The organism is Polaromonas sp. P4_F6, assembly GCF_056401275.1.
On sequence record NZ_JBFUJQ010000006.1, the window covers coordinates 42760 to 69213 of the forward strand.

At 62.5% G+C, this 26454-nt stretch carries 18 protein-coding genes; 8 read left to right on the top strand and 10 right to left on the bottom strand.

The features are described from left to right. Positions 1-135 precede the first annotated feature (135 nt). On the bottom strand, positions 136-516 hold the full coding sequence (locus AC1DUN_RS15465; RefSeq protein ID WP_477714723.1) for a nuclear transport factor 2 family protein: 381 nt from the start codon (positions 514-516) through the stop codon (positions 136-138). Between the two features lie 17 nt (positions 517-533). Between AC1DUN_RS15465 and AC1DUN_RS15470 the strand changes: the two genes are divergently transcribed. The 8 genes from AC1DUN_RS15470 (at position 534) to AC1DUN_RS15505 (ending at position 18050) form a co-directional block, all read left to right on the top strand. After that, positions 534-1298 carry an ArsR/SmtB family transcription factor gene (locus tag AC1DUN_RS15470; RefSeq protein WP_477714724.1) on the top strand — a complete coding sequence of 255 codons (765 nt, stop codon included), beginning with the start codon at positions 534-536 and terminating at the stop codon, positions 1296-1298. A gap of 133 nt (positions 1299-1431) precedes the next feature. Continuing rightward, entirely contained in the window at positions 1432-1833 is a 402-nt protein-coding gene (locus tag AC1DUN_RS15475; RefSeq protein ID WP_477714725.1) for a DUF3224 domain-containing protein, read from the top strand. A gap of 15 nt (positions 1834-1848) precedes the next feature. Next, positions 1849-2103 carry a hypothetical protein gene (locus tag AC1DUN_RS15480; RefSeq protein ID WP_477714726.1) on the top strand — a complete coding sequence of 85 codons (255 nt, stop codon included), beginning with the start codon at positions 1849-1851 and terminating at the stop codon, positions 2101-2103. Positions 2104-2674: 571 nt separating this feature from the next. Continuing rightward, a complete protein-coding gene (locus tag AC1DUN_RS15485; RefSeq protein WP_477714925.1) occupies positions 2675-5479 on the top strand; it encodes a LamG-like jellyroll fold domain-containing protein in 2805 nt (934 codons plus the stop codon). 152 nt (positions 5480-5631) lie between these two features. Further along, entirely contained in the window at positions 5632-8481 is a 2850-nt protein-coding gene (locus AC1DUN_RS15490) for a LamG-like jellyroll fold domain-containing protein (RefSeq protein WP_477714727.1), read from the top strand. Then, positions 8478-11489 (top strand): LamG-like jellyroll fold domain-containing protein, encoded by a 3012-nt coding sequence (locus AC1DUN_RS15495; RefSeq protein WP_477714728.1) that lies wholly within the window; start codon positions 8478-8480, stop codon positions 11487-11489. Before AC1DUN_RS15490 ends, AC1DUN_RS15495 begins: the two co-directional genes overlap by 4 nt. Before the next feature lie 64 nt (positions 11490-11553). Next, positions 11554-15417, top strand: a complete 3864-nt coding sequence (locus AC1DUN_RS15500; RefSeq protein ID WP_477714729.1) for a LamG-like jellyroll fold domain-containing protein — start codon at positions 11554-11556, stop codon at positions 15415-15417. Between the two features lie 41 nt (positions 15418-15458). After that, positions 15459-18050 (top strand): Ig-like domain repeat protein, encoded by a 2592-nt coding sequence (locus AC1DUN_RS15505; protein WP_477714730.1) that lies wholly within the window; start codon positions 15459-15461, stop codon positions 18048-18050. 304 nt (positions 18051-18354) lie between these two features. Here AC1DUN_RS15505 and AC1DUN_RS15510 read toward each other — a convergent pair whose 3' ends face one another. Genes AC1DUN_RS15510 through AC1DUN_RS15550 form a run of 9 tightly spaced genes read right to left on the bottom strand, consistent with a single transcriptional unit; the run spans position 18355 to position 26444 of the window. Then, positions 18355-18837, bottom strand: a complete 483-nt coding sequence (locus tag AC1DUN_RS15510; protein WP_477714731.1) for a type II secretion system protein — start codon at positions 18835-18837, stop codon at positions 18355-18357. A gap of 9 nt (positions 18838-18846) precedes the next feature. Further along, positions 18847-19332, bottom strand: coding sequence for a type II secretion system protein (locus tag AC1DUN_RS15515; RefSeq protein ID WP_477714732.1), 486 nt, complete (start codon positions 19330-19332; stop codon positions 18847-18849). Beyond that, a complete protein-coding gene (locus AC1DUN_RS15520) occupies positions 19329-19739 on the bottom strand; it encodes a type II secretion system protein (protein WP_477714733.1) in 411 nt (136 codons plus the stop codon). Before AC1DUN_RS15520 ends, AC1DUN_RS15515 begins: the two co-directional genes overlap by 4 nt. An 11-nt stretch (positions 19740-19750) precedes the next feature. Continuing rightward, the gene (locus AC1DUN_RS15525) at positions 19751-21829 is read right to left on the bottom strand and encodes a secretin N-terminal domain-containing protein (RefSeq protein ID WP_477714734.1); all 2079 of its coding nucleotides are present in this window, start codon (positions 21827-21829) and stop codon (positions 19751-19753) included. Next, positions 21826-22470 (bottom strand): hypothetical protein, encoded by a 645-nt coding sequence (locus AC1DUN_RS15530; protein WP_477714735.1) that lies wholly within the window; start codon positions 22468-22470, stop codon positions 21826-21828. Before AC1DUN_RS15530 ends, AC1DUN_RS15525 begins: the two co-directional genes overlap by 4 nt. Continuing rightward, positions 22467-23114 carry a hypothetical protein gene (locus AC1DUN_RS15535; protein ID WP_477714736.1) on the bottom strand — a complete coding sequence of 216 codons (648 nt, stop codon included), beginning with the start codon at positions 23112-23114 and terminating at the stop codon, positions 22467-22469. The genes AC1DUN_RS15530 and AC1DUN_RS15535 overlap by 4 nt, the downstream gene beginning before the upstream one ends. Continuing rightward, positions 23111-23803 (bottom strand): hypothetical protein, encoded by a 693-nt coding sequence (locus AC1DUN_RS15540; protein ID WP_477714737.1) that lies wholly within the window; start codon positions 23801-23803, stop codon positions 23111-23113. The genes AC1DUN_RS15535 and AC1DUN_RS15540 overlap by 4 nt, the downstream gene beginning before the upstream one ends. Next, entirely contained in the window at positions 23800-24654 is an 855-nt protein-coding gene (locus AC1DUN_RS15545; protein WP_477714738.1) for a hypothetical protein, read from the bottom strand. Before AC1DUN_RS15545 ends, AC1DUN_RS15540 begins: the two co-directional genes overlap by 4 nt. Beyond that, positions 24651-26444 carry a GspE/PulE family protein gene (locus AC1DUN_RS15550; RefSeq protein ID WP_477714739.1) on the bottom strand — a complete coding sequence of 598 codons (1794 nt, stop codon included), beginning with the start codon at positions 26442-26444 and terminating at the stop codon, positions 24651-24653. The genes AC1DUN_RS15545 and AC1DUN_RS15550 overlap by 4 nt, the downstream gene beginning before the upstream one ends. Positions 26445-26454 lie beyond the last annotated feature (10 nt).

The following is a 26454-nucleotide window of genomic DNA, read 5'->3' on the forward strand; positions in this document are numbered from 1 at the left end:
CAACCGCCATTTCGGGCGATTGTGGCGAGCTTGAGCATCAAATTATTCGATGCCCGGTGCCATAAATTTTCTGCTTTGAATCTAGGTGGCTAAAGCCAATAATCCACTGCATTGAGCTGTGAATACCGGTCGCTTTCAGTGCTGTGAAACGAGCTCCAGCAGATAGTAGATCTTTGCGACCACCATCCACCTTAACCCGACCTTCACCAGGTTGAGGTTATCGGCAAACAGTTTGTCGTGGATCTGGACACGGACCTGTGCGAGCGCCATTTCATCGGAAAGAAAGTCGATTTTGACGGTGCGCTCCTTGTCCCGGGACTGGGAGCGGGACTTCGGAGAAGTCCTCGTGCTCATCTCCCGGCGGTACTGCTCAAAGGGCTTGACCACCAGGTCCGGGCCGCCGGCGGTGAATAGTGAGCAGGACGGGTGGAAGACCTGGTCAAATTTCTCCATATCGCATTCGTACATGACGTCGAAATAGGTTTGCAAGGTCGACTGGATTTCGATGATGTTCATAAGATCTCCTGGAGTGAATGAAGACCTCAGTGTCCATTCGCGCATGGTGCTCTCGTTTCACAAACCTGTTAAGCATGGAAGAATTACCTGATATCGCCGCCGTTGCCTCGCTGTTGTCCAGCCCGGTGCGCGCCAGCATGGCCTGGGCACTGATCGACGGTTCAAAGCGCCCAGCTGGCGAATTGGCGGCCTGCGCGGATGTGTCAGCTCAGGCCGCGAGCCGGCATCTGGCCTTGATGCTCGAAGGCGGATTGCTCGAAGTGCAAAGCAATGGGCGGGCGCGGGAATACCGCATCGCCAATTCAGAAGTGGCGTGCATGATCGAGAGCATGGCAGCACTGGCCGCAGAGCTTGCTGCAGACCGATCACTGCTTGCGCGTCTGCCCAGGAAAAATTCAGCGCAATTCCAGCAGGCGCGCACATGCTATGACCACTTTGCCGGAAGGTTTGGTGTGGACCTGCTGCAGGGGATTCTGTCTGCAGGGTGGCTTGAGTGCAAGGACAAGGAGTCTGAGTTTCAACTGACAACCATCGGCACAGAGGGTTTCACCGAATTTGGCCTTGATCTCAGTCACGCGCGAACGCAGTGCCGTGTCTTCGCACGACCCTGCTCTGACATCACCGAAAGTGCGCCCCATCTTGGTGGCGCCTTGGCCGCCTCATTTCTTGACGTCTGCGTCAACCGCGGACTGGTTTTGCGCTCAGGGCATTCCCGGACTGTCAGCATTACACCTGCAGGATGGGATGCATTCAGACGCGCGGGGCTGTTCCCGCGCTTGTGAGTTTGGGTTGTGCGAATTTGCCCACCTCAAGCGTCTCGCAAGCAGGGTGAAAAATCGCCGTCGCTGGGTCTCTGCACATCGCGTCCGCGGCTCTGGCATTATTGGCATTGCCATCAACCCGAAAGCCAACGCCATGCCCCAAGCCACCGGAACCTTTGAGGTCAAGCTCGCGCCGCAAGCGCTCGCGAATGCGGACGCGGGCCCGCTGATGGGACGCCTCTCCATCAACAAGACTTTCAGCGGCGACCTGCAAGCCACCAGCCAGGGCGAGATGCTGAGCGCCGGCACGGCCGTCAAAGGCTCGGCCGGTTATGTCGCGATCGAGCGCGTGACCGGCACGTTACACGGCAAAAGCGGCAGCTTCGTGTTGCAGCACAGCGGCACCATGAACCGCGGCGCGCCCCAGCTGACGGTCAGCGTGGTGCCCGATTCAGGGACCGATGAACTCACGGGCCTGAGCGGCACGCTGGGCATACAGATTGCCGATGGCAGGCATTCGTATGTGATGGACTATGAGATTGCGCCGCAGTCGTGAGATGGCGCAATAGGCGTGGCCCAGCTTCACCGATTCTGGTTTTCTTTTGAGGGCCTTCCGCCTTATTCCATACTGAACGTCGGTTGCGGCGTAACAGCCTATAGCTATGACGATGCGGTTCAGATCCTCAAGGACCGGGTATTTGAGCAATCCTTGCCGGCCTGCACGGTGATTGAGGATATTGACGTCAGCATGCTGGACGAGAACCACGTCCGGCCCAATATGGGTTTGGTGACGCAGCGTGGCGTGTGGTTTCCGCTGGGCTATTGAGCCTTCTGGCCAAGCCCGGTACGCGCGAAAAAATATTTTTTAGCCAATCCGGCGTGCCGTGACGCGCGCGCTGTCGCGCAAATTATTTCTTCGTAACTTCACGCATTCGACTACTGAGAAGGTACTCAATTCAAATTGAAGCTGAATTGAAATCGCCCTCGGCGTGGCATGGGCCGGCGGGATTCTGCCAGAAGCCTGTGAAATTGATAAGCGCGAAATTTTCAAGACGCAAGATTTCGTTGCCTCATACGCACACTCACGATCTGCCTCATGCAGGTGGAGGGTGACAGGTGCAATGCCCGTCACTAGACTGCGGGCTCACCGCGTGCTCGCGCGCGATAAGAGCGACAAGAACAAATCAACGAGGGATTCCATGGGAGTGTTTCAAGGGCTTGCGCCGGGGGAGGGGCGCGTAAATCATGCTTGGTCGCACAAGGCTATCAATCGCGACCGAGTCCAGGATTTCCATGATTACGGCGGCAACCTTTTGCGTACGTGGCCTCTCCGTCGATTGGTGTGCTGCGTTCTTTTTTGCGTCAGCGGCGCATCTGCTTATGCCAAACCAGGCTGGATGTACGGGTTCAGTGCCTGCAGCACGGCCGCAGTGGGCGGTTCTTTATATGTTGCCCAACATAACGGTCCATACATTGACGGATTTACCTACTACTTCTCGCTGTCGTCGGTGAATGAAACTACGGGTTTGGTCAGCGGCACTTATTACTCCGTCAATAACGCAAATGGGTGGGTTGGAACCCCGGTCCCCTGGTCTCATCAGCTTACGGCATGTGATTCGGCAAGGCCTGTCGAAGTCGAGCCGCCTACCCAAAGTGCAGGTAACGGCAACTCCTGTCAGCGACCACCCGACGGCTTCAAAACCCCGAACCCCATCATCCCTGCTACTGGCGAGAAGATCCTGGACCACGAAGACTACGCTGGCCAAGGTCCCGCGGCGCTGAGCTTCACCAGAAACTACAGAAGCGGCCGCCTGTTGGGCGCCATGACAGGCCCAGCCAAAGCAGGCCTGGGTCGGACCTGGTCGCACAACCACGCCATCCGCCTCAGTCAGGACGGCACAGCGGGCAGCGTGGGCAGCACGGCAAGGGTCTTTCTTGGAAACGGCAGTGTGCGCGCCTTCCACTGGGAGGTGGCAACCAGCAGCTGGGTGCCCGACAACAGTGTTGACACGCTGGCCGCCAACGCCTCAGGCCCGCTCTACAAACGCCTGGACGACGACAGCAGCTGGCAATTCGACAGCGCCGGAAAACTCCTGACCGTCACACAAAGAAATGGCTGGACCACCACCTACAGCTACAGCAATGCGTCCACCCCGATCAGCATCGCGCCGGCGGCAGGCCTGTTGATCGGCGTCAGCAACCAGTTTGGGCGAGCTCTCCAATTCACCTACAACGCGACCGGCCAGCTCACCAGCGTGACCGCGCCCGGTAGCCAGACCACTCTTTATGGATACGACGGCACGGCGGAAACGTCGCGCCTGACGATAGTCAGCTACCCGGCCACTAGCGGCAGCGGCACCGTCAGCAAGACCTATCTTTATGAGAACGCAAGCTTTCCCCAGCTGGTCACCGGTGTTATCGACGAGAAAGGCAACCGCCTGGCCACCTACGCTTACGACAGCCAGGGCCGGGCCATCAGTTCCCAGCTGGCGCAAGGCGTGGAGCAGTACAGCGTCAGCTACCCAGCCTCCACCGGCGGCGCCACCACCGTGACGGACCCCTTGGGCACGACCCGCAGCTACAACTACGGCATCGCCCAGGGCAAGCTCGCGGTGACCGGCGCCGACAAGCCCAGCGGGGCCGGCAACAGCTCGGCCGCCAGCCGCGTGCAGGATGCCAACGGCTTTGTCACGCAGGAAACCGACTTCCTGGGCGTGAACACCATGTACACCTGGGACATCAGCCGGCGCCTGCCCTTGAGCACCACCAAGGCGGCGGGCCTGCCCGAAGCGCAAACCAGCAGCACGCAGTGGCACACCACCCACCGCTTGCCGGTGCTGGTGACCGAAGCCGGCAGGACGACCGCTTATACCTATGACAGCGCGGGCAACACGCTGAGCCAGACCGTGACCGACACCGCCAGCAACGCCAGCCATAGCGCCAGCTGGACCTACAACCCCCAAGGCCTGCTCGCCACGGAAACTGACGCGAATGGCGTGACGGCACGCAGCTATGCCTATTACGCCACCGGCAGTTTTGCGCCACTTCCACCGCCGGACCCTTTTGATCCGGACATCCAGTCGGTCAGTGTGCTGTTGCACGGCGACGGCGCCAACAACTCCACGGTGATGGCGGACAGCGCTCCCGCGGCCAAAACTGTCACGGCGGTGGGTGGCGCCAGGATCAGCACCGCGCAAAGCAAATTTGGCGGTTCGGCTATGGCTTTTGGTGGCACTGGCGACTATCTGTCCCTGCCGGCCAGTCCCGGCAACAACTTCAATTTTGGGACCGGGGATTTCACCATCGAGGCATGGATATACCCCTTGTCTCTTTCCAGCCCCCAGTACCAAAGCATTTTTGGCGGAGGCAGCGGAGAGTTCATATTTCTGCTGAACAACACCACGGTGGAGGTGGGGCGTTTCTACATTGCGGGAATTGCCGGGGGCGGGCCGATCGCCGCAAATACCTGGCAACACGTTGCCGTGTCGCGCACAGGGACAACACTCAGAGTTTTTATTGACGGTGTTCAAAAGTCATCCGTGACCGATTCGACAAATATCACATACGCGGGCTCGCCCCGGATTGGCGGCTCGAGTAATACGGCTAATTTTGCTTACTTCAACGGCTATCTGGATGACGTCCGGGTCACCAAAGGTGTGGGCCGCTATACGGCCAGCTTCACGCCGCCCGCGCTGGCCTTCCCGCATAACGGTCCGTCCATCGTTGTCGGCGGCACCAATGCGGTGGGCCATACGGCGGGTGATCTGCAGTCCATCACCAACGCCGCAGGCCACGTCACCCAGTTCACGCAGTACGACAGGGCAGGACGCGTGCGTCAGATCGTGGACCCCAAGGGCGTGGTCACCGACGTCGCCTACACCCCACGCGGCTGGACCAGCAGCGTGACGGTGACGCCACCGGGCGGCACGGCCAGAACGACCACTTACACCTATGACAACGCAGGCCAGCTGACAGGTGCGACCCTGCCTGACGGAGGCACCCTGGGCTACAGCTACGACGCCGCGCATCGCCTGACCGGTGTGACCGACGCCAAAGGCAACACCATCACCTACACCCTGGACAACGCCGGCAACAAGACAGGCGAGCAAGTCAAAGACCCTTCGGGCAACCTGCAAAGAAACATCACGCGCGTTTATGACGCCCTGAACCGGATCCAGCAAGTCACGGGAGCGAGCAATTGATGAATTTGCATGAAGCCGCTGTCAGATCTAACAAGAGGCATTTGGGGTTGGCGGCCAGGGGCTGCCGGGCGTTGCTGCTTTGCGGCCTGGCGTCCGCGGCAGCGGTCTCATCCTTTGCCCAAAGCTCTTTGCTGGGCATTCGAAAGGAGTACATGAATACCAGCATGACGGCGTGTCCTGTTGGAGAGAGACCCGACTATTTTTACTATGGGGCTGACATACCAGCTCGCCGTGCGGGCAGTTGGTGTGGCGCAGCGCAAGCCGATGTGGATGTGACGAATGCCACCGACCCCATTCGATGGCGGATCCCCTATTTACTGGATTCCTGCTCACCAGGTGTGTCCTGGTATTACTCCCACGCATTTCAGGATGGCTCGCGTTACCACAGCCCCGCCTACGCCGGGATCAACCTAGTGTGCTGGGTGCCCCCCGCCATACCCGAGCCGGAGCCAACGCCAAATTCCTGTCCACGAGCTGACGGCGAGCGCGTCGCCAATCCCATCATTCCCGGAACGGGAGAGAAGACTCAAACCGAGCAGGACCATGAAAGTTTCGGCCCGGATGGGTTGGCGTTTGTGCGCAGCTACCGAAGCCAGTGGGCGGTTGGAGGCGCCAAAGGGTTTGCGGTTGAGGCCGGTTTAAGCCAGGCATGGTCGCACAACCATGCGGTGTCGGTGAACCTGGAAGGGCCGCCATCCACAGCTGGCAACAAAGCCCGGGTAAATTTTGGCGACGGGTCCGTGCGCATCTTTGACTGGAACGCCGGTACCGGCACCTGGGATGCCGCCAACAGCGCCGACAGCTTGACCGCCAGCACACTCGGGCTGCTGTACAAGAGGCTGGACGACGACAGCCTCTGGCAGTTCGACGCCGCCGGCAGGCTGCTCGCGGTAACCCGTAGGAACGGCTGGATCAACAGCTACACCTACAGCACGGCCGGCACACTCTCCACGACCGCGCCGGTCGCGGGCCTGCTGACTCGCGTGAGTAACCAGTTCGGGCGCAACCTCAACTTCGCGTACAACGCCAACGCCCAATTGACCGGCATGACGACGCCTGACGGCCGGACCATCAGCTTCAGCTACGACAGCTTTACCAGCGTGACAAGCCAGGGCCGGCTGAGCACCGTCAGCTATCCCGGTATCGCTGGTGACACGGTCAGCAAGACTTACCTTTACGAGAACACCACTTATCCTCAGTTGCTGACCGGCATCATCGATGAACTGGGCAACCGGCTAGCCACCTATACCTATGACGCGGATGGTCGCGCCATCAGTAGCCAGYACGCGGGCGGGGCCGATCTGCACACGGTCAGCTACGGCGCAGCCGGAGTGGCCACGGTCACTGACCCATTGGGCACGCAGCGAACCTATAGCTACGGCAGCACCAAAGGCAAGCTCGCCGTCACCGGCGCAGACAAACCCAGCGGCGACGGCAACAGCTCCGCCGCCAGCCGGGTGCAGGATGCCAATGGCTTCGTCACGCAAGAGACCGATTTTCTGGGCGTCAACACCATGTACACCTGGGACATCAACCGGCGACTGCCCTTGAGCACCACGAAAGCAGCAGGATTGCTCGAAATGCAGACCACTACAACGCAGTGGCACCCCACGTTCCGGTTGCCGGCGCTCGTGACCGAGGCGGGAAGAAACACTGCCTACAGCTACGACACACAGGGCAACAAACTCAGTCAAACCGTCACGGACGCCGCGACCAATGTGAGTCGGACCAGTAGCTGGACGTACAACCCTCAAGGCCTGGTCGCTACTCAAAGCACCAACAGCGCCGTCCAGCAGACCTACGCCTATTACGGCAGCACCAGCTTTAGCGGAGCTGTGTCGAACGGAGATCCTGAGTGGAACCGCGTCAGCTTGCTGCTCAATGGCATCGGTACGGCCGGTTCGCCCATCGTGGACAGCAGTCTGTCACCCAGGCCCTTGACGGTATTGGGTAATACGCAGATCAGCACGGCTCAAAGCAAATTTGGTAGCAGCTCAATTTACTTTGACGGTGGAGGTTCTTATATATCGACGCCCGCCGCAGGAGCCTTCCAGTTCGATGGAGGAGACTTCACCATTGAAAGCTGGGTCTACCAAGCGAACAACACCACAGGCTATGCATCGGGCATTCAAAGCATCGTGGGCCAGTACCAACTGGGTGTGAATGGCAACGCCAGCTTTGGATTGCTCACCATTGCGGGGCGGCCAGAGGTCGCGTTTTTTGCTGGCAGCTCACTGGTTGCCGTTGTCGATGCGCCTAATGCACTAGCCCTGAACACCTGGAATCATCTTGCCGCGGTGCGCAATGGCAACCTGGTGACCCTGTACGTCAATGGCGTGAGTGTTGGCTCTTCGGCTCTTTCCGTTAGCCTGAATGTTTCTTCGCGCAATATTGCCATCGGCGCCGACTCGATAGGTGCAGGGGGATGGAACGGTTATCTCTCTGACCTGCGAATCACCAAAGGGTTTGCCCGTTACACCGCCAACTTCACGCCACCAGCACAGGCATTTCCAAATACAGGACCGGTCATTGACCCCAATGCCGTAGGCCACACGGCAGGGGACCTGCAGAGCATCACCAACGCAGCAGGGCACATCACGCAATTCGCCCTGTATGACAGGGCCGGGCGCGTGCGACAGATGGTTGACCCCAAGGGAATCGTCACCGACATGGCCTATACCCCCCGAGGCTGGGTCAGCAGCGTGACGGTGACGCCACCGGGCGGCACGGCCAGAACGACCACTTACACCTATGACAACGCAGGCCAGCTGACGGGTGCGACCCTGCCCGACGGCACAGCCCTGGGCTACAGCTACGACGCCGCGCAGCGCCTGACCGGCGTGACCGACGCCAAAGGCAACACCATCACCTACACCCTCGACAACGCCGGCAACAAGACCGGCGAGCAGGTCAAAGACCCTTCGGGCAATCTGCAGAGAAACATCACGCGTGTCTACGACGCTTTGAACCGCGTGCAACAAGCCACGGGAGCCAGCAATTGAAAATCCAAGGTATTCAAAGCCCGACGGACCGGGTTAGGGCAAAGCCAATGCCGGCGCTTTGGCTGGTGCTTGCATTTTTCTGCATGGGTGGATGGGCATCCGCTGAAACGGTTCCTGCGACAAAAATCTGGGGTTGGCCTAAAGGCGCGGGTTCTCCCTGGAATAACCCCATTTGCCCCGCCGCCACCTATGAGTTCATTGCGCAAAATGAGTTCGGCTGTGCGCCGATAGCCGAACAGTGCCATCCAAACCGGGGCCAGGCAGGTTACTCACCATTTCACGGCGGGGCCAGTTGCGCCATATACACCCCCGATAACAGGTTTGCGGGTTCGGGTGGCATTGTGAGGACTGAGTGCCCGGCCGGGTTTTCCCACGACTCGGGAGGCATGACATGCAGCCGTCCCGACATAACGCCGCCGGAACCTGTGGCCGACATTCCCGAGCAAGATGGAATGTGCACACGCAGGCCCATTATCCCGGCCACGGGCGAGAAAGTTTTTGAGCACAGCGACCACCAAGGGAAAGGCCCTGATGCCTTGGCGCTTGTGAGAAGCTTCAGAAGCAGCCGGGCGATGGGGGCGGGTATGGCAACGGCGGGTTTGGGGCAGACCTGGTCGCACAATCACGCGACCGCGCTCAGGCGGGTTGGCGCGGCGGGAACCGCAGGCAGCGCCGCCAGAATTCTTTTTGGCGGCGGCAGCGTACGTGTTTTCAACTGGAACGCCACCAGCGGAACCTGGGTGCCGGCCAATAGCGCGGATACGCTGGTTGCCAACGCGTCCGGCCTGCTCTACAAGCGCCTGGACGACGACTCGGCATGGCAATTCGACAACGCGGGGAAGCTGCTCACGGTGACCCAGCGCAATGGTTGGACCACTGCCTACAGCTACAGCACCACCAATACGCCTGCCGCCATAGCGCCGGCGACAGGGTTGCTGATTGCCGTCAGCAATCACTTCGGTCGAACCTTGGGCTTCACCTACAACGGTGCCGGCCAACTGGCCAGCGTGACCTTGCCGGACGGGCGCCTCATCAACTACACCTACGACGGGGTTGCTGCCGCATCGCGTCTGACGGCAGTCGCCTATCCGGCCGGCAGCGGCACCGGCATCGTCAGCAAAACCTATTTGTACGAGAACGCCAATTTCCCGCAACTGGTGACCGGCATCGTTGACGAGAACGCGAACCGCCTGGCCACGGTGGCCTATGACAGCCAGGGCCGTGCCACCAGCAGCGGCTACGCACTCAACGCCGACCTGTACAGCGTGAGCTATCCCGCCTCCGCCGGTGCGGGCACCACGGTCACCGATCCCATCGGAACCCAGCGCACCTACAACTACGGCACAGCCGCAGGTAAGCTCGCCGTCGTGGGCGCGGACAAACCTGCTGCAAGCGGCGCCGGCTCTGCGGCCACTCGCCTGCAGGACGTCAATGGTTTTGTCACGCAGGAAACCGATTTCCTGGGCGTCAGCACCCTGTACACCTGGGACATCAACCGGCGCCTTCCCTTGAGTACCACCAAGGCGGCCGGTCTGCCCGAAGCGCAGACCAGCGGGACACAGTGGCACAACACCTTCAAGCTGCCCGTGCTCGTCACCGAGGCCGGGCGCACAACAGCCTACACCTACGACGGGCAGGGCAACCCGTTGACGAGGACGGTGACGGACACCGCCACCCTTGCCAGCCGCACTACCAGCTGGACCTACAACAGCCAGGGTTTGCCCGTCACGCAGACGGATTCCAATGGCTTTGTGACACGCACTTATGCCTACTACAGCGGCACAAGCTTTTCGCCCGCGCAGCCCCCGGGCTCGTTCGACCCAAGCATGGGCTCGGTGAGTTTGCTGTTGCACGGTGATGGCGCCAACGGATCCACCGCGTTCACGGACAGCAGCTTGGGCAATAGGGCTTTGACCCCTGTGGGAGCCCCAAAGATCAGTACCGCACAGGGCAAATTCGGCGGCTCGTCCATTTTCCTGAATGGCAGTTCCTATCTGTCCGTGCCGGATCCGGCTTTCCTGAACCTTGGAAGCGATGATTTCACGATGGAGGCCTGGGTCCATCCGACCTCTGTTTTTGCGTCTTACGGCGGTACCCGGTTCGCGATCATTGCCGGCAAGGACACGGGGACCCCAGGAAGCGGCAGGTCGTGGTGGCTGCGCCTTTACTCGGACGCGACCAGCATCTTGTATATCCAGATGTCCATCACCGGGAACGGCTCAAGCTTTGAATCCTCGACGGGGGTGGCCACAGGTGCGGCGGCCATTCCGCTGAACCAGTGGAGCCACATCGCCGCAACACGGAGCGGAGGCTTCTTGAGAACTTTTGTCAATGGCATCCTGGTCAATGAAACGGCCTCCAGTGCCGTCGTTCAAAGCTCTGCGACGCCGGTGACGATAGGGGGTGAGGCGATCGTGTCCTCGGAGGCCTATTTCCCCGGTTATATCGACGACCTGCGCATCACCACCGGCGTGGCGCGCTACACCGCCAATTTCACGCCGCCTGCTCAAGCCTTCCCCAATGTGGGTGTCGTCCTGGATCCCAGCGCGATGGGCCACACGGCGGGAGATCTGCAATCGGCCACGAATGCGGCAGGCCACGTGACCCAGTTCACCCTGTACGACAGGGCGGGGCGCGTTCGGCAGATGGTGGATCCCAAAGGAATCGTGACGGACACAAGCTATACCCCCAGAGGTTGGGTGAGCAGCGTCACAGTCACCCCGCCGGGCGGCACGGCCCGCGTCACCAGCTACACCTACGACAACGCAGGCCAGATGACGGGCGCCACGCTGCCTGACGGCACAACGCTGGGCTATAGCTATGACGCGGCACAACGCCTCACAGGCGTGACCGACGCCAAAGGCAACACCGTCACTTACACGCTCGACGCCACGGGCAACAAGACAGGCGAGCAGGTCAAGGACCCCTCGGGCAACCTGCAAAGAAACATCACGCGGGTTTACGACGCCTTGAGCCGTGTGCAACAAGTGACGGGAGCCTCCAATTGAGGCCAATCGTGTAAGTCCAGCCATTTTTGAAACTACATCTGATAGCAGGCAAGGAGTCGACGTGTTGAAAAAAGCATTTCTTGGTTTGATGTGGGTCACGGCCATGGTTTCCGGCCTCGCAATCGCTGCCGTCAAGCCTTTGGCGGAAGAAACGTATGGAGGGGCGATAGACTGCGGGGGCGTTTGCATGCCCACGGCGACTCAATCATGCAATGCCTGGAATTTCCAGGGGGTGTTCGGTGTTGCGCAGTCCGCTGAGCCGGTGCTGCCGCCTATGGGCACCTGGACTGGTTTTACCTGCACCATTCCGAACAAGGGGATTACTTGCTACACGGCCAGTAAATGCGTTCTGACGCCCACGGTATGCCCCGACGGCGCGGAAGCCAGCGGAACCACTTGTGTCTGCAAGTCGGGCTATTCCGAGAATCCTCTCAAGGATGGCTGCTTCAACAGCAGCACCAGCAACATTGTTGATGTACCTGTGAGTTCCCAGCCGGAAAGATGCCCGGCTCCCGGAGTGATCACGGTCGGCAAGCCCATCACGCCTTTGGCGGGGGCCGAGACACACACCGTCTCCACGGGCTTTGCGGTTGGCGGCCAGCCATGGCGTGTGACTTACGACAACCGCAAGGTCTTTGCTGCCGCGTCCATGGGCAAAACACCCGCTGCATTCGGCAACATTCCTGCCTTTGGTGCGTTATGGGAGAGTTCGCTGCACAAGAACATCGTCATAGGCGCGGGTGGGTTCGGCATACAAGTCATGCGCGGCAACGGCACCGTCGTGAGTTTTCGCTACAACCCGACGAATGCTTCCTATGCGCCCATGGGCAACCACAAAGACGCTCTGAGCGCCATTTCCGGCGGCTATCGTTACGTGGAGACCTCTTCGCAGATCCAGGAAACCTACAACAGCGCAGGGCGGATCACCTCTGAAGCCGACGGCCGCGGTAACAAGATAACGTACGCCTACAGCCCGGCAGCGGGCACGGGCGCCCCGGCCGCCGGCTACCTGATGTCGGCAACCGACAACGTCGGCCGCAGTATCAGGTTCAGCTACACACTGCCCTCCGGCGGTAATGCCGCCACCGATGGCCTGGTGAGTTCCGTCAGCAATTCCATGGGCCAGACCATCAGCGCCCTTTACGACGCCAACCGCAACCTGGTGCAGCTCACCTGGCCCGACAATACCGCACAGGCTTTTGTTTATGAAAACTCCAGCCTACCGTGGGCGCTGACCGGTTCGGTGGACGAACTGGGCAGCCGCTACTCCACCTACGCCTACGATGCCGCCGGCCGTGCCGTCTCCACCGAACTCGCCGGTGGCGTTAACCGCTACAGCGTGACTTACGGCACTCCACCTTCCGTGGCCGTCACGCAGACCTACGATGCCGCAACGACCATTACCACCCGCGCCCACGGCATGGTGTCGCCCAGCAATGTGGTTCTCGCCCTGCCCAATGGCCAAAGCTCGGACATTGCTTCCAGCACGGTGGGCGGTCTGAACAAGGCCACTGGCCTGAGCCAGCCGGCAGGCTCGGGTTGTGCCGCCGCCAATAGCGCTTCCACCTTTGATGCCGCCGGGAATCTACTCTCGCGGGACGACTTCGACGGCGTGCGCAGCTGCTACGCCTATGACGGTTCGAACCGGGAGATTACGCGGGTGGAGGGCTTGTCCAATACCGCGGCCTGCAGTGCCGTGCTGCCTGCCGGCGCCAGCCTGCCGGCGGGGGCCCGGAAATTCACGACCAGCTGGCACCCGGACTGGCGGCTTCCGGTTGCGAGTGCCACGCCCGGGACCTTGACCACGCTGGTTTACCAGGGCCGGCCGGACCCCTTGAACGCCGATGCGGCGGCCAATTGCACCCCTGCGCCGGCATTGCCCAATGGGAAACCCCTGCCCGTGGTGTGCAAGAGGATTGTCCAGCTCGCGAACCCGGCGGCTGCCGGAGCCGGCTCCACCGATCCCAACGCGGCATCCAATTCGCTCTTGCTTCATATGGACGGAACGAACGGCTCGACGGCCTTTGTGGACGATGGCGCGGCCCTGAAAACGCTTTCAGTGACCGGCAGTGCGTCTATTTCAACGGCATCGAAAGTATTCGGCACCGGTTCGGCGGCCTTCGCCAACGGCGGATACATCTCGGTGCCGGCCGGAACTGACTTCAACTTCGGGTCGTCGCCGTTCACCATCGAGTTTTTCCTGAAGCCCAGTTCCATTGGGGGCATTCAGAGCCTCATTTCCACACGGCTTGGCGCGGTTTATTCGCCCTTTGAGATTGATCTTGAGAACAACGCCGTTCGTATTCTCAAGAGCAACGCGGCCGTGAACAACTGGGAGATTGTCGGCGTGTTTCCCACGACGTCGATTACCGCCAATGTCTGGCAGCATATTGCCATTGTGGGGAACGGAACCACGATGTCGGTCTACGTCAACGGCGTTCCTTCGACCAGCACTGCCGCCTACACGCCTTTTGCCGCGCTCACAGGGCCGTTGTATATCGGCAAGGGCGGGGAAACGGTCGCTTTCACCGGGAACATGGATGAGATCCGTATTTCCAAAGGTGTGGCGCGTTATTCTGCGGCTTTCACGCCACCTGCGGCCCAATTCCCCGGTGTTGCCGCCTACCTTCCCGCGTCGGGGCCCGACGCAAGTTTTACCTATGATGCCGCCGGCCGTACGCTGACCTCCAAGGATGCGTTGAACCGCGTCACTACTTACGCTTACTACAGCGACACGAATTTCTCTGGCACTGCCCAGGCGCCGGACCCGGACATGGCGTCGGTCAGCCTGCTGTTGCATGGTGACGGTGCCAATGGATCGACAACCATTGTCGACAGCAGCCCGAATCCCAAGAGCGTGACCGTTGTGGGCGGCGCTAGCATAGGGACCGCGCAGAGCAAATTCGGCGGCTCCTCGCTGTTCTTTGACGGGGTGGATGCGTCCAATACCGCAATCACGCTGGCCGACAGTCCCGACTTCCATTTTCCCGGCGCCTATACAGTTGAGTTCTGGATACGGCCCTCGAGCTTCAAGGCCAACGCATGGCTGTTCTTCCAGGCTAACCAGACCACCGGGTCTGTTCCGGCCCCGCTGCAGATCAATCTGTCGCCCGAAGGCCTCATCTGGCTCTATGGTTCGTCCGACAACGTGTCATGGCTGTTCACGGATGGATTCAAGAGCCCGACGGCGCTGCAACTCGCCACCTGGAGCCATGTTGCAGTGGCCGATGACGGAACGACGGCGAGGCTGTTTATCAATGGTGTGTTGCAAGCCTCGCGCGCAACATGGCCCAAAACGGATTCACCCAGCCTGCTGCGTATCGGTGGATCCTTTATCGCGGGGGATCGTGAGTTTGAGGGCTATATGGACGATATCCGGGTGACCAAAGGTGTGGCCCGCTACACCGCCAACTTCACGTCGCCCACGCAAGCGTTTCCGAATTCGGGACCGAGCACCGACCCGAACGCTGTGGGCCATACCGTAGGAGACCTTCAGTCCATTGCCAACGCTGCAGGCCATATCACGCAGTTCACGCTTTACGACAGGGCAGGGCGCGTCAAGCAGATGGTGGACCCCAAAGGCGTGGTGACTGACATGGTTTACACCCCACGCGGCTGGACCAGCAGCGTGACGGTGACACCGCCAGGCGGAACGGCTCGCGTCACCAGCTACACCTATGACAACGCAGGCCAGATGACGGGCGCCACCTTGCCGGACGGCACAACCCTGGGCTATAGCTACGACGCGGCGCACAGGCTGACCGGCGTGACCGACGCCAAAGGCAACACCGTGAGCTACACCCTGGATGCCATGGGCAACAAGACCGGCGAGCAGGTCAAGGACCCTTCGGGCAACCTGCAAAGAAACATCACGCGCGTCTACGACGCCCTGAATCGCGTGCAACAAGTTACGGGAGCGAGCAATTGAACACCACCACAACCACCATCACTCAAGCAGGAGGATTCAGCATGAGCAGCCTTAGCCCGATCCGAGCTTTTACCGTGTGGCTAAGCCGCCTGGTGCTGCTCATCCTCATGGCCCCGGCCATGGCCTTTGCCGGCCCGACGACCACGGCGCTTTCAAGCAGCGCCGGCACCGCGCCGGTCGGGCAAAGCATTACGCTGACTGCGACTGTTACGGGCGCGAGTCCTACGGGTAACGTCACCTTTAAAGATGGCGGCACCATGGTGGGCAGCAGCGCCTTGAGCGGTGGTGTGGCCACCTTGAGTACAAACTCTTTTGCCCTGGGCAGCCATACCCTGAGCGCTGAATACGCGGGCGACAGCAACAACGATCCCTCGACTTCTGGCGCGGTCGTTGTGGCCATCAACAGCGGAACCCTGACCTGGCAGTACGGCTACGACGCCATGGGCCGGCCCACAACGGTGCTCGACCCCAACGGCCTGGCAACCTACACCTACTACGACAGCCTGGGCCGCCCCATCCAGACCCAGCAGCCGGCCAATACCGGCAGCGCCACGCCAACGACCACCGGCTTTGCCTACAACGCCGCCGATGGTTTGACCCAAGTCACCGACCCGCGCAACCTGGCCACGACCTACAGCCCTAATGGCCTTGGTGACGTCACGGCCCAGACCAGCCCCGACACGGGCGCCAGTCAGTACACCTATGACGCCAACGGCAATGTCCTGACCAAAACCGACGCCCGCGGCAAGCTCACCCAGTACAGCTACGACAACCTGCAGCGCCTCAAAACCATCAGCTATGCCACGGGCACGGGAACGGTCTTTGAATACGACGGTGGCAGCACTCCGATCCCAGGCGCCATCGGTGAACTGACCAAGTTCACCGATGCCAGCGGCCAGGTGGTCTACACATACGACAGCATGGGCCGCAAGACCGGTAAAACCCAGGTTACGGGGGCCAGGACGTTTACCGTGGGCTATACCCGGGGCGATAGTGGAAGTGCCTTGGACAAGCTGACTGCGATTACCTATCCCAGTGGAACGCGGGTCAACTACAGCTATGACGCGCAGGGTGTGGTTTCGGGTATTACCGTCAATCCACCGAACAGCAATGGTGTGGGCACCAATACCGGTAGCACGCTGCCAATGTTGAATGCCGTCACCACCAATGCAGAAGGAAAGATGACCGGCTGGACCTGGGCCAGCACCAAGACGCAAGCCATCAGCTATGACGCCAATGGGCAGATCAGCGCCTACAACCTGGGTGACCCCACAACAACCGGCATTCGCCGCGCCATCGTCCGTGACACCGCAGGGCGCATCACGGGTTACACGCATGTCAGCAATGGAAGCCCTGTTCCGGCGCTGGACCAGAGCTTTGGTTATGACAACCTGAATCGCCTGATCAGCGCCACGCTGGGCAGCACGGCGATCCAATACAGCTATGACGCCACGGGCAACCGTACGGCCAAGGTCATTAGCGCCACCAGCTACCCCAACACGATCTCGGCCATCAGCAACAAGCTGACCCAGACCCAGGATGTGGGTGGCACGGCGACCATACAACATGATGCCGCTGGAAATATCACGATCGACGGTATCAATACCTATACCTACAGTGATCGGGGTCGCCTGGCGACGATGACCAATGCCGGGGGAACCGTGAGCTACAGCTACAACGCGCTGGAGCTGCGGGTTGGAAAGACCGGACCTACGGCCTTGGTGTCAACGGGCGCTGGCTACTATGTCTACGACGAAGAAGGAAAGCTGCTTGGGGAGTACGATGCTAACGGCGTTCCTCTTTACGAAACCATCTATCTGGGTGGCCCGGTGGGGGTGGTCAAGCAGACCGGCACAGCCGGTGCTAGCGACATCGCGATCAGTCTCTACAACGTCTCAACCGATCAGCTCGGCGCACCACGCATCATCACTCGTCAAAGCGATGACGCGATTGCTTGGCGCTGGGACTCGGCTGAGGCTTTTGGTGCGACTGCGCCGGATCAGAATCCGGCCGGCCTGGGAGTCTTCGGCTTTAACCAACGCTTGCCCGGCCAGGTGTTTGATGCCGAGAGCGGCTTGTTCCAGAATTGGAACCGCGAGTACAACCCGCGTATCGGGCGGTATATGCAGTCCGATCCAATTGGATTGTCCGGTGGTATAAATACCTTTGCGTATGCAGAAGGTGATCCGACCTCCGCCGTTGACCCAACTGGACAATTCATCAATGTGCCGGGAATCATTATTGGAGCGGGTATCGAGATTGCAATGCAAGCGTACGGCAACTATAAGGATGGCTGCGACGCCCTTGACTGGAAGAACTACGACCTGTGGAACATTGGTGTAGCGGCTGCAGTTGGGGCCTTTGCACCTGGAGCGCTAAATGGTCTAAAGGGTCTATATCCAAAGTGGGTGCCTTTTGTCGGGAGCTCACGAGGTTCAGGAGGTGCTTTGAGAAATCTGTCGGAACAGTTAGGGCGGGCGCAAACGCCGAATCGGGCTTCAAAGATTGCAGAGCGCATGGCTGCTCACGAGGATCGCATCGTCGATAACGCTGTATACCAGGGAGCCTACCAAGGGGCAAAGAAGATGGTCTCGGATGCTCCCGACCCAAACAGATGCACGTGTCGAAAGTAATAGGCGGTGAATCCCATGCGTAAAAAACTTATATATTTAGCGGGTGTCGTTGTGCTGGGTCTTGGGCAAGGCTGGCTCCGCACTGCGCTGGGCGATCCAATTGCATTTGGCGTGGTAATCATCTACTTGATCGTGCTACGCCTATGCGCAGAGAGGTTTGGGTCGAGCCCAAAAGAATGAAGTGGTGTCTTACGTTTGCTCCTCGATGGGATTGGCGGGAATTCGATTCACAAATTCCCCTGCGTTTTGCCAAATGGGCAAAAGACAGGGTGTGGGATTTCTGTGAAATTTTGAGAGCGCTACCTCAATTCACCGAAGCCACAAACACCCACTCCGCATAAGTCTCCTTGTCCTGGAAATCCCGGTACTGGATCGGGAACTCCCTCTTCTTGAAAGCGCTTTGTGTGGAGCGGCTGTGCACACCCAGAATACCGCCCGCACCCTGAACCAGCACCCAGTCGGTTTCGCCCGTCATGGGGTCCGGGTAGAGGCGGCGCAAATGGCGCACCGGCATAGGAAAACGTTTGTCTTCCAGCAGGTCCTCAAGGGATCGCGGCGGGGACTGGCTTTTCCCTGCGGGCACGCTGCTGTAATAAGACTTGATCGCACGGCGGTACTGATCGCCGACAAACAGCAGCTCAGCCTCCTTGGCGCGCTGGGTGTGGGTGCGTTGCAGCTCCACCATGGCCGATGCGCCGAGCGTGGTGAGCAGCAGAAAAATCAAGACCGCGAGCAGGACCAGGCCTGACTGGCCGGCCAAAGGTTTGCTTGAACGGATGGCTTTCACGGCTCGCCCTCACCAGCTGCGGTAAGCCGTACCGTCCAGCCCTTGCTTGGCGGATTTTGATGAGACGTCAAACACATCCGCGCCCGGCTGCGGCGCCTCGGCGCTGCTGCTGTAGGCGCGGGTGTTCCAGGTCTGCGCGTCGCTGAGCGCCGGGTCTTCGGCAAACGGGTCGCGCGGGATTCGGCGCAGCAGCACAAAGGGCTGGGCTGAAAACCCAAAGGCGGCGGAACGCGGCACGCCCGTGACCAGCACTTCCAGTGAGGGCGGGTAGCCTGAGGCGCCCACGCCCTTGTCAATCACGCCGGCGTCGGAGGCTGCCTTGTAGCTGTCCAGCGCCTGGCGTATCACACGCAAACCCTGTTTGAGTTCGGCCTCCTTGGCGCGTGTCTGCACCACCTGGGTCAGCGGCACGGCCACCATGGCCAGCAGGCCCACAATGGCCAGCGAGACCAGCAGCTCGATGAGCGTGAAGCCGCGCTGCGCAGGCTGCTTCATGGCGCGGCGCTTTCCGTGGTTGCCGGCGGCAAGGGGGCGGGTGCGTTGGGCGCGCGCACGTCGTAAATGCCGGGCTCGGCGCTGGTCGGGAAGGGCAGGGTTTCCCAGGCCCGTGAGCCCGAGACCGGATCCAGCGGGATCTCGCGCAAATAGCGTTTGTCCACGATCTCCTGCAGCTGCGCCGGGTACTTGCCCTGGTCGGCGCGGAATTTGTCAATCGCGTCGCGCAGCGTGGCGATGTTTTGCGCCTGGACTTTTTCCTTGCCGCCGTCCAGCGCCTTGAAGTAACGCGGCGTGGCCAGCGTCAGCAGCAGCGCCAGGATGGAGAACACCACCAGCAGCTCTATCAGTGTGAAGCCGGCTTCAGGGCGATGGCCCGTGCGCGGGCGGCTGGAGGAAAAAACCACGACGCCTCTTGTCAACGCTGGATCATGGGCGGAGGCGGCGGCAGGCCGCCACCGCCCAGCGGCATGGCGGGAGCCGTTTGCGCGGGTACCTGCGGAACGGCGGGCGATGGCGCCCCCGGCACCCCGGGCGCACCGGGTGGCTGCGGCGCCGGCGAGATGCCGCTGACAGGTGTGGGCGCGGGCGCGGGGCGGGCGCCTGTCGAATTGGGCAGGCTCAGGCCGCCCACGGGGTCGGCCAGGATTTGCCGGTCGCGCAGGGTCAACGCCGTGCCCGAGAACACGCTGGAGCGCTCAGTGCCCAGGTTGGCGTAGCTGCGCAGCACGCGCGGCGTGATGGCCAGCACGATTTCGGAGCGGGACTTGTTGGTGCTCGAGTTGCCGAACAGGCGCCCGACCACGGGCAGGTGCCCCAGGCCCGGGATCTTGTCGGCGGTGTTGCGCTCCTCGTCGGTGATCAGGCCGCCCAGCACCTGGGTTTCGCCGTCGGCCAGGCGCAAAAAGGTGCTCGCGTTGCGTGTGCCTATCTGGTAGGAGCGGCTGCCCTGCGTGTCGGTGAACTCACGCGCGATGTTGCTGACCTCGAGGTTGATCTTGATGCCCACGTCGTTGCTGGCATAGACCTGGGGCTCGAACTCGAGCTTGAGACCGACGTCCTGGTAGGTGATGGTGCCGGTGACGACGGAGGAGCCGCCATTGACCGGCGTGACGTTGTTGATGATGGTGGGCACGCGGTCGCCAATCATGATCTTGGCTTTTTCGCGGTTGCGCGCGCGTATGCGCGGGCTGGCCAGGATGCGGGTTTCGGTGTCCTGCAGCTTGAAGTTGAGGGTGCCGGCAATCGGCGTCACGGTCAGGCCGCCCATGCCCAGCTGCCGCAGCTGGCTGATGGTGAGGTTGCTGACGGTGCCGCCCGGCGTAGTCGCGCCGCCCGTGGGCGTGCTGATGGTGATGGCGTTGGGCGGCTGGACACCCAGGTTGCTGTTGCGCCCCTCGGAGATTTCCAGCACCTCCACCTCCAGCATGACTTCCGGGTCGGGCTCGTCGTGCAGGGCGATCAGTTTTTCGGCGATGCGCAGGGTCTCGGGCGTGTCGCGTATCACCAGCAGGCCGCTGCGCTCGTCGGCCGACACGTCCTTGAGCTTGAGCATGGTCTTGAGCATGCCGGACAGGTACTTGAGGTCGCTGTTGGTGACGCGGAAGGAGCGCACCGTCAATTCCTGGTACTCCGACTGCTTGGTGGCCGTAGCCGCGTAGACCATCATGGTGTTGCTGTTGATGATGCGTTTTTCGAGCTGGTTCTGCATCAGGATCAGGTCGATCGCGTCCTCGACCGCCACGTCCTTCACAAAAATCGTGACCCTGCCGTCGGCCTTGACCTCGCGGTCCAGCAGGATGTTCAGGCCGGTGGATTTCGACAGCGCCTCAAACACCGTGCGCATGGTGGCATCGCGGAACTGCAGCGTTACCGGCGAGCTCATGACCGACTTCGCCTCCCGGAAACGTTCGCGCTCCAGCTCGGCGGCGGCCCTGGCGTCCAGCACGGCTTTGCGCAGCTGCGCCGCCTGCTTGTGGGTGGGCTGGTCGGCCAGCACGCGCGCCGCGCGCTCGCCGGCCGCGTCGAGCTTGCCCTCCTTGAGGTAGCGCTCGCCCTCGGCCAGCAGCTGGTCGTTGCGCGCGTCCTGGTCCAGCGCCTTGAGCGCGGTCGCGGCCCGGATGTTGCTGGGATTCAGTGCCAGCGCCCGGCCGTAAAGGTCGCGCGCGCCGGCGATGTCGCCGCTGGCCCGCAGCTGGTCGGCCTGCTTGACGAAGGTGTCGGCATGCCTGTCGCGCTGCACCAGGTAGTCGATCTTGTAAGACTGGCTGCCGTCGAGCTCGGTGGCTTTTTTGAGCGAGGCGATGCCCGTGTCTATATTTCCCTCGCCGATCTGGCTCATGCCGTCCTGGTGGTAGCGCGCGCCGGCGCAGGCCGTCAGCAGCAGGCAGGCCAGCACGCTGGAGGCCACCGGTGTCATGCGGCCGCGCAGTTCGCCCAAGCCCCTTGTTGTGGCAGCCCTCCCGGAAAGCCCGGCATTGTGTTCAATGGTTGTCATCGTGGGTTGTCCAGAAGTTGAAGCGATTGTTTTTGCCCCAGGGGGAGGTAGGTGAACACCACGCGGTCGGACGTGATCTCGTCCACCCGGTAGCTGCCGGCGACGGTGTCGCCTTTTTGGATGACGCTGAGGTTGTCGCCATGCTGGATAAAGGCTTGCAGCTGGCCGTTGGCGATCTTCTTTCCCTGGATGGCGCCCACCGCGGTAAAGGGCAGCGGCGGTGCCGTGGGGGGTGGTGGCGGCGCGGGCTCTACGGCCACGGGCGGCGGTGGCGGCTTGTGGGCCTTGACGGGAGCGGGCGGCGGTGGAGGCGGCGCCACCACCTGGGGCGGGGGCACAAACTCGGGCGCCAGCGGGCCGAAAGGATCACGCACCACCATTTTGTTCATGCGCAGGCTGGGGCTGTTCATCGCGACGTCCACGCGCTGCGATGTTTCCTCTACCGGGGGCGCAGGCGCGGCGCCGGCCTGCGGTGGGACAGCCGGCGCCGGCCGCTGGCGCGGTGCCGCCGCCAGGTCCAGGTCGTCGTCGCCTGCCTGCAGCTTGCCCTGCATGGCGGCCGCCAGCACAAAGCTGCCCAGGCCGGCCGCTACCAGCACGGCGGTTTTTTTCCAGCCGGCTTTGGGGCTGCCCGCGTTCACGGCATGCCTTTCGCGCCGCCCGCTTCGGGGGCGCTGGCCGGCGTCTTCCTGGGCGCGGCTTGCGCGCCCTGGGCGGAGGCCGTGCGCGGTGAATACACCAGCGCCAGCTTGAGGAAGACCTGGTGCTTCACGGTGGCGCCGTCCTTGCGTTCTATGCGCAACTCTTGCACCGCCGCGTGGGGCATGGCGTTGAGCACGCTCGCGAGGAATTCCTTGAGCGTGCCGTAGTTCTCGTTGATGCGCAGGTCCACCAGGCGGGTGTCCAGGCCCAGGGCTGTAGCGTCCGCGTCGCGGTAGTCGCCGCTGGCCAGCACAATGCCCTGGCTTTTGGCAATGTCAAAAATCTGCGCCAGGTCGGCCGTGTAGTCGCTGGCCGGCGGAAAAATCACAGGCACGCCACGCACGGCGCTCGCGGCGGGTTTGGGGCCCGGCTTCTGGGCCTGGCGCAGTTCCAGCTGCAGCGTGTTTTTTTGCAGGCGCAACTGCTGCGAAAGCCCCAGCAGCAGGGCGCCCACCAGCACCAGCCCGAGGCCGCAGAGCACAGGCCAGCCCAGGGCGCGCAGCGGCGCCAGGCCCGCGCCGCCGCGAAAACGGCCAAGCGAGCGGCCCAGCGCCGTGGTGATAAAAGCGGGGCCGCGCGTCATGGCGAGGGCGCCTTGCTGAGGCCGGGCTTCAATGCGGGGGCCGAGACCTGCGCCGGCATCAACGGTGTCAGCGGCGTCTGTGAGAGGAGTGCGCCGGCAGGCGGCTCTTTGGCCAGAAACACCCCTTCGTTCAAACGGTTCCAGCCCGCCGTCAGGCGGAATCGAAAAGTGGCCGGGCTGCTGCGTTCGTCCAACTGGTGGCTCACGATGCGCACATCGGAGAAACCGCTGACCGTGCTGAGCGCCTCGGTATAGGCCAGCATGGAGGGGTAGTTCGACGCCATCAAGGTCAGCTCTATCTTGCGGCTGGCCGGGTTGGCGGTGTTGGGCACCATGGACAGCAGGGTGACCCGGCCTTCGACGGTGTCTGCCGCGGCCTCCAGGGCTTCAAACATCAGCGACCACGGTGTTTGCAGCAAGGCTTCGAGCTGGCGCTTGGCCTTGATCTTTTCCAGCATGGCGGGGTTGTTCTCGGCCCGCCGCAGCTGCTCGCTGAGCGCGTTTTGCTGTTTCGATATCTTCGCCTGCTGCGAGCGCACGCCCTCAAGCTGCGCGCCGGCGCGCAAGCTGATGTAGAGGCCGGCCAGCGCGATGCAAATGCCCGTGGCCAGGACCAGCCAGCTCAGCGGGCGGTAGCGCGCTGCGTCCGGCGCGAATTCAAAAGGGCTTTCGACCAGGCGCCGGCTCATGTTGCAAGCTCCGTGGTGGTGGTGGCGACGACGGCAGGCCAGGCGCAGGGAATGACCTGCTCGTCAGTTCCCGCGCCCGAGGCGATCAGGAAGCGCTGCAGCGCGGGCTGCAGCCAGGGGTCGCCGGCGTCCGACGGCGCCTGCGTGACGGTGCGCCAGGCATTCACGGCGCTGCCGTCCACCAGGCGGATAAAACCCAGCGCCGCATGGCGGCAGCCCAAGGCGTCCAGCTCCGTCCACACCAGCGTGCGCGCATCGCGCTGGCGCCTGCTGGCTTTGAGTTCGCTGTCCAGCCGCTCCACAATCGCCGGCTGGCAGCTCGCCAGTGCCATGCGCTGGGCCTGGGCCAGCGCCTGCAGGCCGGCGACCAGGGCTGATTCGAGCGTGATCACGCACAGGTGCGCCTGGCTGGCCTCCATGCGCCAGCGCACGTCGTGCGCCGCCGCCTCCGCGCCCATGGCCTCCTGCGTCACCGCTTTTGCCACGGCCCGCAGCTGTTGCTCCGAACGCGCCGAGGGCGAAGACACATCCATGGGCGCGACGCCGACATAAGAAGCGCTCACGCCTGTGCGCACCACCAGGCGGCTGCCGTCGAGTGAGCTGGGGTAGCGCGCGCGCAGCGCCTGCAGGGCTTGCGCGCCGGCTTCGAGCAGCGCGGCCAGGGTCTCGGCGCGTGTGGCGCCGGGCGCCCAGCTGGCTGTTTCGGTCAGCGCGGCGGCCGGTGTGGGTTCAACCGGCCTGCGTTGTCGCTGCAGCCTGCGCAGCACACGGCTGCCCCAGCCGGCCACGGCTGGCCTGAGCGTCGCCCGCAGCTGGGAGGCGCCGATGTCGAGCTCAATCACCGGCTTCATGAAGGGACGGCCTCCGCGGGCGGCGCGGCCTGCAGGTTTTCACGCGGCGTGACGCGGTTGATTTCTTCCACCGTGGTCTGCCCGCTCATGGCCAGGGCCACGGCCGAGTCGCGCAAGCTCATGAACCCCTTGCCGCGCGCCACCTGCTTGATCTGCGAGATGGGCGCCTGCCGCACCAGCAGGTCGCGGATGTCGTCGTCCATCTCCAGCGTCTCGGCAATCGCCAACCGCCCCTTGTAGCCGGTGCCGCGGCAATGCGCGCAGCCCACGGCCTGCATGAACTTCGCCTGTCCCAGGTCCAGGCGCTCCGCGGGAATGCCCAGCCGCGTGAGCTGCTCGGGCGCCAGGCCGGCGGGGACCGCGCAATGCGCGCACACCGCGCGCAGCAGGCGCTGGGCGACGATGCCGGTCAGCGCCGACACCAGGCTGTAGCTGTCGACGTTCATGTTCTTGAAGCGGCCTATGACGTCGAACACATTGTTGGCGTGCACCGTGGTGAACACCTGGTGGCCGGTGAGCGCCGCCTGCACCGCGATCTGGGCGGTCTCGGCATCGCGTATCTCGCCCACCATGATCTTGTCCGGGTCGTGGCGCAGCACCGAGCGCAGCCCGCGCGCGAAGGTCAGGCCTTTTTTCTCATTGACGGGAATCTGCAGAACGCCCTTGAGCTGGTACTCGATGGGGTCTTCAATCGTGATGATCTTGTCCAGGCCGGTGTTGATCTCGGAGATCGCCGCGTACAGCGTTGTCGTCTTGCCGCTGCCGGTGGGCCCGGTCACCAGCAGCAGGCCGTAGGGCAGGCCCGAGGCCTGGCGGATAAAGTCCTTGGCGCTTTGCGCGAAGCTCAGCGTGTCCAGGCTCAGGGTCTGGAACTGGCCGGTCAGGTGTTTGCGGTCCAGCACGCGCAGCACCGCGTCCTCGCCGAACAGGTTGGGCATGATGGAGACGCGAAAGTCGATCTCGCGCCGCTCCACGCGCACCTTGAAGCGGCCGTCCTGCGGCGTGCGCCGCTCGGAGATGTCGAGTTCGGACAGCACCTTGATGCGCGAAATCGCCTGCTGCCCCATCTCGGCGCTGTCGATGCGCTTGACGTTTTCCAGCACGCCGTCGATGCGGTACTTGACGTGCAGGCCGACCGGCTGGGTTTCGAAGTGGATGTCGGACGCGCCCATCTTGAGCGCGTCGTACAGAATCGAATCGACCAGGCGCACCAGCGGGTTGGCCGTGGTCTCTATGCCCGCGATGGACAGGACCACCACGGAGGCATCGACGGATTCCGCCTGCGCCAGGCCGCCGGCATCTTCCTCTTGCGCGCTGCCCATGGCCATCAGGTTGCGCTCGGCATGGGCCAGCCAGGCCTGCACGTCTTCGATCAGCGCCAGGCCGCGCACAACTTCATCCGCGCCCGTGCCGCCCAGCTGCAGGTCTATCCATTCCTGGCCCTTGAGGTCCAGCGGGTCGCTGACGACCACGGTGCGCAGCCTCTCGCCGGACGGAGCCGTGGACCAGCCGGCCAGGCAGCCGCGCGCCTGGCAGTCGGCAAACGCGATCAGCTCGAAGTCGGGTGCTATGCCCTGCAGTTCTTGCGTGGCCATGGCGCGCAGGCCCAGTGCGGCCGCGACCTCGGCCAGCACCTGCTCGGCCTCCAGCCCGCTTTGCTGCACCATCCACTGCAGGCGCGAACCCACTGCCGCCGCCTGCACGGCTTGCTGCATCAGCGCGCGCCCGACCTGGCCGGCGGCCGCTTCGACCGGCGGCGCAAGGGAAACAAGGGGGAGGGGGGCGTTCATGGGAAGGCGC

What these genes read in the sequence shown, in the direction of transcription:
- AC1DUN_RS15505 (WP_477714730.1), top strand. Translation starts at nt 15,459, where the DNA reads ATGAGCAGCCTTAGCCCGATCCGAGCTTTTACCGTGTGGCTAAGCCGC.
- AC1DUN_RS15515 (WP_477714732.1), bottom strand. Translation starts at nt 19,332, where the DNA reads ATGAAGCAGCCTGCGCAGCGCGGCTTCACGCTCATCGAGCTGCTGGTC.
- AC1DUN_RS15475 (WP_477714725.1), top strand. Translation starts at nt 1,432, where the DNA reads ATGCCCCAAGCCACCGGAACCTTTGAGGTCAAGCTCGCGCCGCAAGCG.
- AC1DUN_RS15485 (WP_477714925.1), top strand. Translation starts at nt 2,675, where the DNA reads ATGTACGGGTTCAGTGCCTGCAGCACGGCCGCAGTGGGCGGTTCTTTA.
- AC1DUN_RS15540 (WP_477714737.1), bottom strand. Translation starts at nt 23,803, where the DNA reads ATGAGCCGGCGCCTGGTCGAAAGCCCTTTTGAATTCGCGCCGGACGCA.
- AC1DUN_RS15525 (WP_477714734.1), bottom strand. Translation starts at nt 21,829, where the DNA reads ATGACAACCATTGAACACAATGCCGGGCTTTCCGGGAGGGCTGCCACA.
- AC1DUN_RS15550 (WP_477714739.1), bottom strand. Translation starts at nt 26,444, where the DNA reads ATGAACGCCCCCCTCCCCCTTGTTTCCCTTGCGCCGCCGGTCGAAGCG.
- AC1DUN_RS15470 (WP_477714724.1), top strand. Translation starts at nt 534, where the DNA reads ATGAAGACCTCAGTGTCCATTCGCGCATGGTGCTCTCGTTTCACAAAC.
- AC1DUN_RS15465 (WP_477714723.1), bottom strand. Translation starts at nt 516, where the DNA reads ATGAACATCATCGAAATCCAGTCGACCTTGCAAACCTATTTCGACGTC.
- AC1DUN_RS15545 (WP_477714738.1), bottom strand. Translation starts at nt 24,654, where the DNA reads ATGAAGCCGGTGATTGAGCTCGACATCGGCGCCTCCCAGCTGCGGGCG.
- AC1DUN_RS15535 (WP_477714736.1), bottom strand. Translation starts at nt 23,114, where the DNA reads ATGACGCGCGGCCCCGCTTTTATCACCACGGCGCTGGGCCGCTCGCTT.